This window comes from Pseudomonas sp. ADAK7, assembly GCF_012935675.1.
GTDB lineage: Bacteria > Pseudomonadota > Gammaproteobacteria > Pseudomonadales > Pseudomonadaceae > Aquipseudomonas.
The window spans coordinates 5179054-5191794 of sequence record NZ_CP052861.1 but is presented as its reverse complement, the minus strand read 5'-3'; the positions used below and the strand labels follow the sequence as shown (position 1 = coordinate 5191794).

The 12741-nt window shown below is 59.0% G+C and carries 14 protein-coding genes; 8 read left to right on the top strand and 6 right to left on the bottom strand.

Features of this window, described 5'->3' with window-relative positions; all coding sequences use genetic code 11:
* Positions 1–113: 113 nt before the first annotated feature.
* The 6 genes from hemJ (at position 114) to coq7 (ending at position 4732) form a co-directional block, all read left to right on the top strand.
* Positions 114–542, top strand: a complete 429-nt coding sequence (gene hemJ, locus HKK53_RS23770; RefSeq protein ID WP_169372834.1) for a protoporphyrinogen oxidase HemJ — start codon at positions 114–116, stop codon at positions 540–542.
* Between the two features lie 33 nt (positions 543–575).
* Positions 576–1544 carry an NAD(P)H-dependent flavin oxidoreductase gene (locus tag HKK53_RS23765; protein WP_169372833.1) on the top strand — a complete coding sequence of 323 codons (969 nt, stop codon included), beginning with the start codon at positions 576–578 and terminating at the stop codon, positions 1542–1544.
* 92 nt (positions 1545–1636) lie between these two features.
* A complete protein-coding gene (locus tag HKK53_RS23760) occupies positions 1637–2614 on the top strand; it encodes a DUF805 domain-containing protein (protein ID WP_169372832.1) in 978 nt (325 codons plus the stop codon).
* 62 nt (positions 2615–2676) lie between these two features.
* A complete protein-coding gene (locus tag HKK53_RS23755; protein ID WP_169372831.1) occupies positions 2677–3465 on the top strand; it encodes an SDR family NAD(P)-dependent oxidoreductase in 789 nt (262 codons plus the stop codon).
* Between the two features lie 80 nt (positions 3466–3545).
* Positions 3546–3884, top strand: coding sequence for a histidine triad nucleotide-binding protein (locus tag HKK53_RS23750; RefSeq protein WP_169372830.1), 339 nt, complete (start codon positions 3546–3548; stop codon positions 3882–3884).
* A 200-nt stretch (positions 3885–4084) separates the two neighbouring features.
* The gene (coq7, locus tag HKK53_RS23745; RefSeq protein WP_169372829.1) at positions 4085–4732 is read left to right on the top strand and encodes a 2-polyprenyl-3-methyl-6-methoxy-1,4-benzoquinone monooxygenase; all 648 of its coding nucleotides are present in this window, start codon (positions 4085–4087) and stop codon (positions 4730–4732) included.
* 67 nt (positions 4733–4799) lie between these two features.
* Here coq7 and speD read toward each other — a convergent pair whose 3' ends face one another.
* Complete coding sequence (gene speD, locus HKK53_RS23740; protein WP_092277355.1) at positions 4800–5594, bottom strand: adenosylmethionine decarboxylase; 795 nt, start codon at positions 5592–5594, stop codon at positions 4800–4802.
* A 239-nt stretch (positions 5595–5833) separates the two neighbouring features.
* Complete coding sequence (locus HKK53_RS23735) at positions 5834–6256, bottom strand: OsmC family protein (protein ID WP_007941657.1); 423 nt, start codon at positions 6254–6256, stop codon at positions 5834–5836.
* Positions 6257–6492: 236 nt separating this feature from the next.
* Here HKK53_RS23735 and crp point away from each other — a divergent pair, with 236 nt between their 5' ends.
* Entirely contained in the window at positions 6493–7137 is a 645-nt protein-coding gene (gene crp / locus HKK53_RS23730; protein ID WP_169372828.1) for a cAMP-activated global transcriptional regulator CRP, read from the top strand.
* On the opposite strand, the gene HKK53_RS23725 is transcribed toward crp, so the two are convergent.
* The 4 genes from HKK53_RS23725 to HKK53_RS23710 form a co-directional block, all read right to left on the bottom strand.
* On the bottom strand, positions 7134–7835 hold the full coding sequence (locus tag HKK53_RS23725; protein WP_169372827.1) for a lipoate--protein ligase family protein: 702 nt from the start codon (positions 7833–7835) through the stop codon (positions 7134–7136). The genes crp and HKK53_RS23725 overlap by 4 nt on opposite strands.
* 68 nt (positions 7836–7903) lie before the next feature.
* On the bottom strand, positions 7904–8740 hold the full coding sequence (gene trpC, locus HKK53_RS23720; protein ID WP_169372826.1) for an indole-3-glycerol phosphate synthase TrpC: 837 nt from the start codon (positions 8738–8740) through the stop codon (positions 7904–7906).
* The gene (gene trpD, locus HKK53_RS23715) at positions 8737–9786 is read right to left on the bottom strand and encodes an anthranilate phosphoribosyltransferase (protein ID WP_123410517.1); all 1050 of its coding nucleotides are present in this window, start codon (positions 9784–9786) and stop codon (positions 8737–8739) included. Before trpD ends, trpC begins: the two co-directional genes overlap by 4 nt.
* 9 nt (positions 9787–9795) lie before the next feature.
* Complete coding sequence (locus tag HKK53_RS23710) at positions 9796–10389, bottom strand: aminodeoxychorismate/anthranilate synthase component II (RefSeq protein WP_169372825.1); 594 nt, start codon at positions 10387–10389, stop codon at positions 9796–9798.
* Between the two features lie 408 nt (positions 10390–10797).
* Between HKK53_RS23710 and estP the strand changes: the two genes are divergently transcribed.
* Entirely contained in the window at positions 10798–12708 is a 1911-nt protein-coding gene (gene estP / locus HKK53_RS23705) for an esterase EstP (RefSeq protein WP_169372824.1), read from the top strand.
* Positions 12709–12741 lie beyond the last annotated feature (33 nt).

Here is a 12741-nt window from a genome sequence, read left to right as displayed (position 1 = left end):
CTGGAAAGCCGTCGATAATAGGGCCCGCATCGTCCTGCGACAACCGGCAAGGTGACGTGCGGACGCTCAAGCCTCTACTATCCGGGCTACCGTGAACCTGGGAATAACTAAAAATGCTTTATCTGTGGCTCAAAGCGCTTCACATCGTCAGCATGGTCTGCTGGTTTGCCGGCCTGTTTTACCTGCCGCGACTGTTCGTCTATCACGCACAAAGCGAAGACACTGTCAGCAAGGAACGCTTCAGCATCATGGAGCGCAAGTTGTACCGAGGCATCATGGGCCCGGCGATGATCGCCACCCTGATCTTCGGTATTGCCCTGATCTACCTCAACCCGAGCATCTTCAGCCAGGGCGCGTGGATCCACGCCAAACTGACCCTCGTCGTCTTCCTGATCGGCTACCACCACATGTGCGGCGCACAGGTAAAACGTTTTGCCCGTGGCGAAAACACCCGCAGCCATGTCTTTTATCGCTGGTTCAATGAAGTGCCGGTTCTGATATTGCTGGCTATCGTAATTCTGGTCGTCGTTCGGCCGTTCTAATCCAATAAGCAAACATCTATCGGGGTACTTCCAATGTCGCTGCCCGCTCTGCTCGAACAACATCTGCGCCTGCCGGTAGTGGCCGCGCCGATGTTCTTGATTTCCAATCCTCAGTTGGTGCTGGCCTGCTGCCAGAATGGCGTGGTGGGCAGCTTTCCAGCGCTGAACCAGCGCGAGAGCAGCGGCTTCAAGGCCTGGCTGGAAGAGATCGAGGCAGGCTTGGCGACGCTGGAGAACCCGGCGCCTTACGCAGTGAACCTGATCGTCCACAACAGCAATCCGCGGCTGCAAGCTGACCTGGATATCTGCATCGAGCACAAAGTGCCGATCGTGATCACCAGCCTCGGTGCCGTGAAAGAGCTGGTGGACGCAGTACACAGTTACGGCGGCCTGGTGTTTCACGACGTGACGACTCGCCGCCACGCGGAGAAAGCCGCCGAGGCGGGCGTCGACGGTTTGATCGCCGTCGCTGCGGGAGCCGGCGGACACGCCGGAACCTGGAGCCCGTTTTCGCTGATTGCCGAGATTCGCCAGTTCTTCGATAAGACCTTGCTGCTGGCCGGCTGCCTGAACCACGGCCACGAGATTCTGGCTGCACAATTGCTCGGTGCGGATTTGGCCTACTTTGGTACGCGATTTATCGGCACCACAGAAAGTCACGCACCTGACGCCTACAAGGAGATGTTGCTGACATCCAGAGCGGCGGACATTGTTCATACTCCAGCGGTGTCGGGCGTACCGGCGAGTTTCATGCGCCAGAGCCTGGAAGCCGCCGGTTTCGACACGGCAGCCTTGCAAGGCAAGGGCGAAGTGAACTTCGGTTCCAAGCTCAAACCTATCAGTGATGAAGCCAAAGCCTGGAAAACCGTGTGGTCTGCCGGCCAGGGCGTCGGGGAGATCGATGACTTACCGAGTGTCGACCAATTGGTCGCGCGACTGGACGCGGAATACCGAAAGGCCCTGGAACAGGCCGCACAATTGCAAAAACGCTGGCCGCGCTGAGATGAAAGTTTGGCCAGCCCCACCCGGCTGGCTTTACACTCCACACCTGTAACGTTTTCTAACTTAATTTTTCGCGACAAGGATGCCTCGCAATGAGCGACAACCGTTTCAAGATCGTTTTCGACGGCGCTCTGCTGCCAGGTGTTGATGTCACCACTGCCAAGCTCAATCTCGCCGAGCTGTATAAAAGCGAAGTGTTTGCTGTTGAACGGCTGTTCACCGGCAAGACAGTCACGCTCAAACAAGGCTTGTCGCAGACCGACGCGCAAACCTATCTGCAGGCGCTGACGAAAACCGGCATCGATGCCCGAATCGAAAGCGAACCGTCGATAGAGCTGAATCTGGCCGATGCTCACGAGCATGTGCCCGCCAGCAGCCAACCTGTATTTACCGAGCCTTCCTCCCCTTACGCGCCGCCCCGAGCCGCTGTCGGCGAATACCTGCCGGCGTTTTCCACGCTCAAGCCCTTCGGCGTCGAAGGCCGCATCGGCCGCCTGCGTTATCTCGCGTGGACGATGACCCTGACGCTGGTCATGCTGGCCGCCGGTACGGTAGCGGCCGTACTGGCCATCGCGATCATCAGTGCCGATTCGACAGCAGGCCTTATTATTGGCGGCCTGGTAGCGTTCCTCCTATGCATCGCCGTCGCCGTCGTCAGTATTCAGATCAGCGTCCAGCGCCTGCACGACATCGGCTGGTCCGGCTGGACCTGGCTACTGAACCTTGTGCCGCTTCTGGGCAGTTTCTTCCCGTTCGTGATCATGGCGGTGCCGGGCAGCAACATTGCCAACCAATACGGCCCACCTCCTCCGCCGAATACCACGGCGGTCAAGGTGCTGGCTTCGCTCTGGGTTGTGTTTACAGCGATCGTCTTCATAACTTTGCTGGCGGGCGGTTTCAACGCTATCCAGCAAGAATACGAAAATGCGGCGGAAACCAGCTACGACAGCGGTTCGGTGACCACCGACGAAGTCGAAGCCGAGCCCGCCGACGAGGCTGAGCAAGCACCCGATTCCGCAGACGATGAAGCCGAAGAAGCCCCGGCCCCTGTAGACTCTGCGAAAGAATGAACAGCGCTCCCCGCCCGTGACACCTGCGTCGCCGGCGCGGAGCTGTTGCGATGGAGAACTGCATGACCCGTTACGCTCTGATCACTGGCGCTTCCAGCGGCATCGGCCTGGCGATGGCCGAGGCGCTGGCCCGCCGCGGCCACAGCCTGATTCTGGTGGCCCGACAGCGTGATCAGCTGGAAAGCATTGCGATTGAACTGACTCAGCGTTTTGGCGTTGAAGTGCTATTCCGCGCCTGCGACCTGGGCGAACCGTTAAGGCTGTCCGGTTTTTTGCTGGAACTGGAAGAAGGTGATCGCCAGATCGACCTGCTGGTCAACTGCGCCGGAATCGGTACGTGCGGCCCGTTCCTGGCCCAGGACTGGATGACCGAGCAGGACTTGATCGAGGTGAACATCCTCGCCCTCACCCGCCTGTGCCACGCCATTGGTAACAGCATGGCGTTGCAGGGCGGCGGGCAGATTCTGAATGTCGCCTCGGTGGCGGCCTTCCATCCCGGGCCGTGGATGAGCACTTATTACGCGAGCAAGGCGTATGTGCTGCACTTTTCCGAAGGCTTGCGTGTCGAGTTGAAGAAATGCGCGGTCAAGGTGTCGGTGCTGTGCCCAGGCCCCACGCGTACGGCGTTTTTCCACACGGCGCAACTGGACACCGTCAAAGTCACCGACAGTAGACTGCTGATGAGTCCGGAAGAAGTGGCGCTGTACACCGTGCGGGCCCTGGCAAAAAATCGCGCCATCATTATTCCTGGCCGGCTGAATCGCTGGCTCGCCTTCCTGCCACGATTCGGTTCGCGATGGCTGACCCGGACAATCGCCGGTATGGTCAACAAGGCCTACTGCCCGCGCTAATACCCTTGAAGGTAAAAGGCTGGGCTCGGGTCTACCCCATGGGTACACTCAGGCCAGCCCAAACAACGGAGAAAACAGCTGTGGATACTCTGTTCACCAAGATCATCAACCGGGAAATCCCGGCCAAGATCATCTACGAGGACGACCAGGTACTGGCCTTCCACGACATCGCCCCACAGGCACCGGTGCATTTTCTGGTCATTCCGAAAAAAGCGGTGCGCACGCTCAATGACCTGACCGAAGAGGACAAGGCATTGGCCGGGCATATCCTGTTCACCGCCCAACGCCTGGCGCTGGAGCTGGGTTGCGAAAAGGGCTTCCGCGTTGTCATGAACTGCAATGAAGAAGGTGGGCAGACTGTCTATCACATTCATATGCATGTACTGGGTCAGCGCCAGATGACTTGGCCGCCGGGTTAATCCGCCTGCCTGCCCTTTGTTGGAGCGAGGCTTGCCCGCGAAATGGTCGACGCGGTCATCCAGATAGACCGCGTTATCGTTCTTCGCGGGCAAGCCTCGCTCCTACGGGTTCAGTGGTGATCCCGCCACAATGACCCAGCGCAAACCTTCCCCGGCCGATTCGGTTAAACTGGCCGCCGAGATTCCTCCCGGAGGTCAGCATGACTACCCAGCGTCACTACTCGCCGATTGACCGTCTTCTGCTGCAAGCCGATGCCGCGATGCGTACCCTGCTGCCTTTCAGTGGCCAGCCGTACCGTCCGTCGCCAGCCATCGTGCAGCCGGAAACGCAAATGAGCGACGAAGACACCCGACACGTCGCCGGCCTTATGCGCATTAACCATACCGGCGAAGTCTGCGCCCAGGCGCTGTACCAGGGCCAGGCCCTGACTGCCAAGCTGCCGCACGTGCGCGCCGCCATGGAACATGCCGCCGAAGAAGAAATCGACCACCTGGTCTGGTGCGAACAGCGCATCCAGCAGTTGGGCAGTCACACCAGCATTCTCAATCCGCTGTTTTATGGCATGTCGTTCGGGATTGGCGCTGTGGCCGGGTTGATCAGCGACAAGGTCAGCCTGGGGTTTGTGGCGGCTACCGAGCATCAGGTGTGCAAACACTTGAACGAGCATCTTGAACAACTGCCGGCCGAGGACGAAAAGTCACGGGCGATTCTTGAGCAGATGCGCATTGATGAAGAACACCATGCGGAGAGCGCACTGGACGCTGGCGGTTTCCGCTTCCCGGCGCCGGTGAAGTTCGGGATGAGTCTGTTGGCCAAGGTGATGACCAAGAGTACGTATCGGATTTGACCCCTGCAGAAACCCATAAAAAAGGCGACTACCCCGAGGTAGTCGCCTTTTTTTGTACTCGAAAATCTTAGGTCGGCATGTTTCGCGCGTAGAAGATTTCCAGCATTTCGTGTTTCACCCGATCGGTCACCTGGGCACGTTGCTCAGAGGACAGGCTGTTGGTCGCATCGCCGAACAGGTAGTCGTCCAGTTCGAAGTTCTTCAGCAGCATTTTGGTGTGGAACAGGTTTTCCTGGTACACGTTCACGTCAGTCATCTGGTAACTGTCGCGGGTGTCTTCGGAGAGGTAGTTCTGGATCGAGTTGATCTCGTGGTCGATGAAGTGCTTTTTGCCTTCAACGTCACGGGTGAACCCGCGCACGCGATAATCCACGGTCACGATGTCCGAATCGAACTGGTGAATCAGGAAGTTGAGCGCTTTAAGCGGTGAAATGACGCCGCAGGTCGACACGTCAATGTCCACACGGAATGTCGCAATACCGTCCACCGGATGGATTTCCGGGTAGGTGTGCACCGTGATGTGGCTCTTGTCGAGGTGGGCCAGGATAATCTCGGGCAACGGGCCCGGGGACTCTTCGATCTGGCTGTCGGTCGGGGTTACCGGCTCTTCAGAGATCAGAATCGTGACGCTGGCGCCCTGTGGATCATAGTCCTGACTGGCGATGTTCAGGATGTTGGCACCAATGATATCGACAACTTCCGTGAGGATCTGCGTCAGGCGTTTCGCGTTGTACTCTTCATTGATGTACTCGACGTAAGCCTGCTGGTCTTGCGGGGTTTCCGCGTAGCAGATGTCATAGATGTTGAAGCTCAAGGTCTTTGTCAGGTTATTGAACCCGTGGAGCTTGAGTTTGCTTTTCACCGTTAAAAACTCTCTATGTATTGCGGCCCGGGCCGCGTGATCAAGCATGCCCGTCAGATGCGAACAACGCAGCTGCGTAGGACGGTTAACACCTCTTCGCGATGGCGATTTTGGTTGTCTGTTCGGATCGGCGGCCTGTCGGTTGACGGGCCACGACCCTGAAAAAAGTGGCGCATTATGCAGACGTCAGCTATGGATCGCCAGAGTCTGCACTGCTTTTATGATAGTTGAATGTCGAATCAACCGAGTTCGATGATCTCGTAGTCGTGGGTAATCGCCACGCCAGCCGCGCCGAGCATGATCGAGGCCGAGCAATACTTCTCGGCGGACAGTTCGATGGCGCGTTTGACCTGGGCTTCTTTCAGGCCCCGGCCCTTGACCACGAAGTGCATGTGGATCTTGGTGAAGACTTTTGGATCTTCGGTCGCGCGCTCGGCTTCGAGGAAGGCTTCGCAGCTTTCAACGGCCTGCCGGGACTTCTTGAGGATGCTGACCACATCGAAATTGCTGCAACCGCCGACACCCAGCAGGAGCATTTCCATCGGGCGTACACCCAGGTTGCGACCACCGGCGTCCGGCGGACCGTCCATGACCACGACATGACCGCTGCCGGACTCACCGAGGAACATGGCTTCGCCAGCCCATTGGATGCGTGCCTTCATCGCCAAGACTCCACTGTATAAAAAAGGGTCGCCAGCTTAGCACAGGGGCCCGTAATGACAGCGCCTCGCCTTTCTAGGACGGACGTGCCAATCTCCCGCGTAAATTCTCGAATCCTGAAGGAATGTGTCTGTTAAGCTGGCGCCAATTCGCTGGCGCTTAGCCAGCCCTGCAGCGCCCGTCATCAGTAATTCATAAAAAAACCAACCACACCGTGCAGTCTTTTCGGGATACAACCATGGTTGCTATTACCCCAACACCCAAAATCAAGAACCTCGACAAGCTGTTGATGCATTGCCAGCGCCATCGTTATGCGGCCAAGAGCAACATCATCTGTGCTGGCGATCGTTCCGATACGCTGTTCTTCATCATCAAGGGCTCGGTCACCATCCTGATCGAGGATGACGACGGCCGCGAGATGATCATCTCCTATCTGAACGCCGGGGATTTCTTCGGCGAGCTCGGGTTGTTTGAACAGGCCGGGATGGAACAGGAACGCAGTGCCTGGGTACGCGCCAAGGTCGAATGCGAAGTCGCGGAAATCAGCTACGCCAAGTTCCGCGAACTGTCCCAGCAAGATCCAGACATTCTTTACGTACTCAGCGGACAAATCGCACAACGCCTGCGCAATACCACGCGCAAGGTCGGCGACCTGGCCTTCTTTGATGTGACCGGGCGTGTTGCCCGCTGCCTGCTGGAACTGTGCAAGCAGCCAGACGCCATGACCCACCCGGACGGCATGCAGATCAAGGTGACCCGTCAGGAGATCGGGCGGATTGTCGGGTGTTCCCGGGAGATGGTCGGTCGCGTACTCAAGGATCTGGAAGAACGCAACCTGGTGGACGTCAAAGGCAAGACCATGGTGGTCTTCGGTACGCGTTAAGCGTCGAACATCCCTGCCAGCAACTGGCGGTACAGCGCATGGAGGCGCTCCAGCGCATCAGGCGCGGCGAACTTTTCATGCAAGGCAATGTGGCTTTCGGCGCGAACCCGCTGTTCCAGGCCGCACACTTCATTGAAGCGGTTGACTGCCGCGACCATCGATTCCCGTTCGTTATCCAGCAACAACGCCCCGTGCACCAACCCTACCGGACGCGTTCCGCCCTTGCTCTGGCGCCAGCGCTGAGCGGTGCCGACCATCTTGCGCCCGTCGAGGTTGACGTTGAAGCGGCCATCACAGAACGCGCCTTCGACTTCCCCCAATGATGAAACACCGCCCAACTCATCAAGCAGCTGACAAATCGGGTCGCAGAGTCGACGGTAAGCGGTTTCGATTCGATTCTGGTCACCTTCGCTGCGCGGAGCTGCGTAGACCAGGGCAATGTTGATGGTTGCCGCCGACTGCGGGACCGGTTCACCGCCGGTTTCGCGCAACAGTACCGGCCAACCCGCAGCAGCCGACACCTCACAGGCTGCGTCGAAACCCGGAAGACGATTCAACCGACGCGGCATGACCAGCGCCCGGTCGCTTGGCTGCCAAAACAACAGGCCAAACTCCGAATCGCCGGTGCACACCTGCGCCAACAGATCCTGCTCGGCAATCAGGCCAGCTTCGACAGTCAGGGCAACGGGCTGGGTCATGGCAGTAAAAATCCTTGGTCGTGGGCTACAAAAAAGCCGGCATCGCCGGCTTCTTCATTGAATCAGATTCAGTCGAGTGTAGAACCGCTCACCGCAGTGCCGCGCTCTGGAAAGAACAAACGCTGCAGTTCAGTGCCAGGGCTTTCGGCACGCATGAACGCTTCGCCGACCAGGAATGCGTACACGTCGCTGATTTCCATCAACTCGACATCGGCGCGATTGAAAATGCCACTCTCGGTAATCACCAGGCGATCGCGGGGGATGCGCGGCAACAGGTCGAGGGTGGTTTCCAGGTTGACGTCGAAGGTGTGCAGGTTGCGGTTGTTCACACCCACTAACGGCGTGTCGAGGGTTTTCAAGGCCCGCTCCAGCTCGTTGCCATCGTGGACTTCCACCAGCACATCGAGGCCGACGCTTTTGGCCACGGCGGCCAGTTCGGCCATCTTCACGTCGTCCAGCGCGGAGACGATCAACAGCACGCAGTCGGCGCCCAGGGCACGGGCTTCAACGATCTGGTACGGATCGATCATGAAGTCCTTGCGGATCACCGGCAGTTTGCACGCGGCGCGCGCCTGTTGCAGGTAGGCATCGGCGCCCTGGAAGTAATCGATATCGGTAAGTACGGAGAGGCAAGTGGCGCCGCCCTTCTCGTAACTCTTGGCGATGTCGGCCGGCACGAAGTTCTCGCGAATCACGCCTTTGCTCGGTGAAGCTTTTTTGATCTCGGCAATCACCGCCGGGTGCTTGAGCTTGGCCTGGGCAATCAGGGCCTGGGCAAAACCACGGGGTGCATCGGCAGCCTTGGCCAGGCTTTCCAGTTCGGCCAGGCTGACACGAGCGCTACGCTCGGCAACTTCCTGGACCTTGCGGGCCAGAATGTTTTCCAGAACCGTCGGTACACTCATCCCTCATTCTCCACTCGAAATACCGCGGTAAACGCACCCAACTCCTCGAGTTTCTCCCGAGCGAGGCCGGTGTGCAGCGCGTCGTGCGCCAGGGCAACGCCCTCTTTCAAACTTGTTGCGTGGTCGGCGGCATACAGCGCGGCACCGGCATTGAGCACAATCATCTCGGCGGCTTTCTGGCCGTTCTCGGTCTTGCGCTTGCCCAGGGCATCGCGAATCAGTTCGAGGGATGCAGCCGGGCTGTCCACCGCCAGACCGTGCAGGCTCTGGCTCTTCATGCCCAAGTCTTCCGGCTCGACCCAATACTCGGTGATCTGATCGTTCTTCAGTTCCGCGACAAACGTTGGCGCGGCGAGGCTGAACTCGTCCAGGCCATCCTTCGAGTGCACCACCAACACATGTTTGCTGCCCAGACGCTGCAAGACTTCGGCCAGTGGCCGGCACAGCGCCGGGTTGAACACGCCCACCACCTGATGTTTCACGCCGGCCGGATTCGTAAGCGGGCCGAGCATGTTGAACAGGGTGCGCAGGCCAAGGTCCTTGCGCGGACCGGCGGCGTACTTCATGGCGCTGTGATGAGTCTGGGCGAACATGAAACCGATGCCGACGTTATCGATGCAGCGTGCGACCTGGACCGGCGTCAGGTTCAGGTAAATCCCGGCCGCCTCCAGCAAGTCCGCGCTGCCGCTTTTGCCCGAGACCGCACGGTTACCGTGTTTGGCCACGGTGCACCCGGCCGCCGCGACCACGAAGGAAGAAGCGGTCGAGACGTTGAAAATATTTGCACCATCACCACCGGTGCCGACCACATCGACCACGCCGTCGAGAGTCTTGAGCTCGACCTTGTCCGCCAGCTCGCGCATGACCGACACCGCGCCGACGATTTCGTCGATGCTCTCGCTCTTCATGCGCATGGCCATCATGAACGCGCCGATCTGCGCGTCCGAGCATTGCCCGGTCATGATTTCGCGCATCACATCGCGCATTTCATCGGTGCTGAGGTCGAGGTGATCGACGATACGGCTCAGGGCTGTCTTGATGTTCATGAAAAGTCCTTAGCGCGTGCCGCCGGTTTGTTTGAGGAAGTTGGCGAACAGCTCGTGGCCCTGCTCGGTGAGGATCGATTCAGGGTGAAATTGCACACCCTCGATGTTCAGCGTCTTGTGGCGCAGGCCCATGATTTCGTCGACCGAGCCGTCTTCGAGTTGGGTCCAGGCGGTCAGCTCCAGGCAGTCGGGCAAGGTTTCACGTTTGACGATCAGCGAGTGGTAGCGGGTGACGGTCAACGGACGGTTCAGGCCTTCGAAAACACCCTTGTCCTCGTGGAATACCGGACTAGTCTTACCGTGCATGACCTGACGGGCACGCACCACATCACCACCAAAGGCCTGGCCGATGGACTGGTGACCGAGGCAGACGCCGAGGATCGGCAGCTTGCCGGCGAAGTGCTTGATCGCTGCGATGGAAATGCCGGCTTCGGTCGGCGTGCAAGGACCGGGGGACACCACGATGCGCTCAGGGTTGAGGGCTTCAATTTCAGCAATAGTGAGTTCATCGTTGCGCACGACTTTGACCTGGGAGCCGAGCTCACCAAGGTACTGCACAACGTTGTAGGTAAAAGAGTCGTAGTTATCGATCATCAGCAACATGGCGCTGGGAACCTCTTGAATTCACTGACTTTTAATACAGCCTTCAGATAATTACCCGCAGAGCGCTGCGCTTTGTCAGGTGCTGGAGTGGCGCCAGCAAAGCGGCATTTCAAACAGGTAAAGAAGGCGAAGCGGGTACAGGTCCGGCGTGGCCGGCAAAAGAATTCAGGCGCGCCAACGCCAGCGGGCGTGTGCCTTGATGACTTGATCCAGGAGTTTGCTGATGATCAACACGGGAAAGGTCTCATTCATACGTCTTGGCACAGTAACTTAGCTGGGCAGAGCGTGCAATATGGCGCACACGAAGGGTTGCGAAACAATCGAAGGGTTCGCGACAGATGGCAAAAGGCCGGAAGTTTTTGGTACTGTCGTTTCGTTCACTACAACAATAAATAAACGGACTTGCTCATGATCAAACAGACGTTGTTTGTACCGCTCGCCGGTTGCCTGCTCGCCATGGCCTGCGCCCAGGCGAATGCGGCGCCCAACCCTTACTCGAGCTTCGTGGTCTTCGGCGACAGCCTCAACGACGCCGGGACGTTTGCCGACACCGGCGGGCCTGCCGGGGCGACCCAGCGTTTCACCAACCGTACCGGTCCGGTCTACCTCGACGGCAGCGGTGAAAACCGCTCGCTCAACGCCACGCAAATTCTCGGCGGGAAGCTGGGGTACTCAGCGGATCAGACGGCGTCTTCATCCTCGGCGGTCCGCGCCAACGAAGGCCTGCCCGATGGCAACAACTGGGCAGTCGGCGGCTATCGCACCGACCAGATTCTCGATTCGATCACCAGCACTTCCGCTACCGGCGAACGCACGCGCGCGGGTTATCTGCCGTCGAACAACTTTCGCGCCGACCCGAATGCGCTGTATTACCTCTCGGGTGGTGGTAACGACTTCCTGCAAGGTCGCGTGACCAGCCTGCCTCAGGCCAGCGCCGCCGCCGATCGCCTGGCCAGCAGCGCGCAAGTCCTGCAACAGGCCGGCGCCCGCTACATCATGGTCTGGCTGCTGCCGGACATTGGCTTTACCCCGGCGTTCAATGGCTCGCCGCTACAAGCGTTCACCTCCCAGCTGAGCAACCAGTTCAACACCGAACTGGTGAGCCAACTGCAAAGCATCAATGCCAACATCATCCCGCTGAACATCCCGGTCCTGCTCAAAGAGACGTTTGCCAACCCCGGGCAGTTCGGCCTGGCCACCGACCAGAACCTGAGCGCCACTTGCTTCAGCGGCAACAGTTGCACCGAGAACGCCCGCTACGGGATCAACAGTGCAACGCCGGACCCGACCAAGCTGATCTACAACGACTCGGTGCACCCGACCGAAGCCGGGCAGCGCCTGATTGCCGATTACGCCTACTCGCTGCTGTCCGCGCCATGGGAAGCGACCCTGTTGCCGCAAATGGCCCAAGGCACATTGCGCTCGCATCAGGATGAGTTGCGTAACCAATGGCTGGCGGATTGGGAAAACTGGCAAGGCGTGGGTCAATGGCGGGCGATTGTCGCCGCTGGCGGCCAACATCAGGACTTCGACAGCCAGCGCAGTGGCGCCAGTGCTGACGGCAATGGTGCCAACCTGAACATCGGTGGCAGCTACCGGTTGAATGACGCATGGCGCGTGGGCCTGGCCGCTGGTTTCTACAATCAGAAACTCGAAGCCGGCGACAACGATTCGGACTACAAGCTCAACACCTACATGGGCACAGCGTTCGCCCAGTATCAGCAGAACCGCTGGTGGGGTGATGCGGCCGTGACGGCCGGGCATCTGGACTACGACAGCCTCAAACGCAAATTCCAGTTGGGGGTCAACGAACGCGGGGAGAAAGGCGATACCGACGGCTACCTGGTGGCCTTCAGTGGCCGCGTAGGTTACGACATCGCGCCGCTGGCGAGCAGCCCGTGGCACCTGTCGCCGTTTGTGAGTGCTGATTTCGCCAAGGTTGAGGTCGACGGTTACTCGGAAGATGGCGCCGACTCTACTGCGCTGACGTTCGATGACCAGTCGCGCATCTCCCGGCGTCTTGGCATAGGCCTCCAGGGCAAATACCAGATCACTTCGCAGACCCAGGTGTTCGGCGAACTGGCTCACGAGCGTGAGTACAACGACGATACCCAGGACGTGACCATGAACCTCAACAGCCTGCCGGGCAACCGCTACACCCTGGCCGGCTACACTCCGCAGACCAACCTGAACCGTTTGAACCTGGGCATAAGCCATAACCTCACCAAGGATTTGGCGCTGCGGGCCAGTTATGACATTCGCAAGGACGATGACTTTACCCAGCAGGGCGTCAATGTTGGCGTCAGCTTGGACTTCTAAATCGCAGGCATAAAAAACGCGGCGCCCTCACAG

Excerpts from the sequence above, each read along its gene's own strand:
- coq7 (WP_169372829.1), top strand. The coding sequence starts at position 4,085 with ATGACTACCCAGCGTCACTACTCGCCGATTGACCGTCTTCTGCTGCAA.
- HKK53_RS23760 (WP_169372832.1), top strand. The coding sequence starts at position 1,637 with ATGAGCGACAACCGTTTCAAGATCGTTTTCGACGGCGCTCTGCTGCCA.
- estP (WP_169372824.1), top strand. The coding sequence starts at position 10,798 with ATGATCAAACAGACGTTGTTTGTACCGCTCGCCGGTTGCCTGCTCGCC.
- HKK53_RS23765 (WP_169372833.1), top strand. The coding sequence starts at position 576 with ATGTCGCTGCCCGCTCTGCTCGAACAACATCTGCGCCTGCCGGTAGTG.
- HKK53_RS23755 (WP_169372831.1), top strand. The coding sequence starts at position 2,677 with ATGACCCGTTACGCTCTGATCACTGGCGCTTCCAGCGGCATCGGCCTG.
- HKK53_RS23710 (WP_169372825.1), bottom strand. The coding sequence starts at position 10,389 with ATGTTGCTGATGATCGATAACTACGACTCTTTTACCTACAACGTTGTG.
- hemJ (WP_169372834.1), top strand. The coding sequence starts at position 114 with ATGCTTTATCTGTGGCTCAAAGCGCTTCACATCGTCAGCATGGTCTGC.
- HKK53_RS23735 (WP_007941657.1), bottom strand. The coding sequence starts at position 6,256 with ATGAAGGCACGCATCCAATGGGCTGGCGAAGCCATGTTCCTCGGTGAG.
- crp (WP_169372828.1), top strand. The coding sequence starts at position 6,493 with ATGGTTGCTATTACCCCAACACCCAAAATCAAGAACCTCGACAAGCTG.
- trpC (WP_169372826.1), bottom strand. The coding sequence starts at position 8,740 with ATGAGTGTACCGACGGTTCTGGAAAACATTCTGGCCCGCAAGGTCCAG.
- HKK53_RS23725 (WP_169372827.1), bottom strand. The coding sequence starts at position 7,835 with ATGACCCAGCCCGTTGCCCTGACTGTCGAAGCTGGCCTGATTGCCGAG.
- trpD (WP_123410517.1), bottom strand. The coding sequence starts at position 9,786 with ATGAACATCAAGACAGCCCTGAGCCGTATCGTCGATCACCTCGACCTC.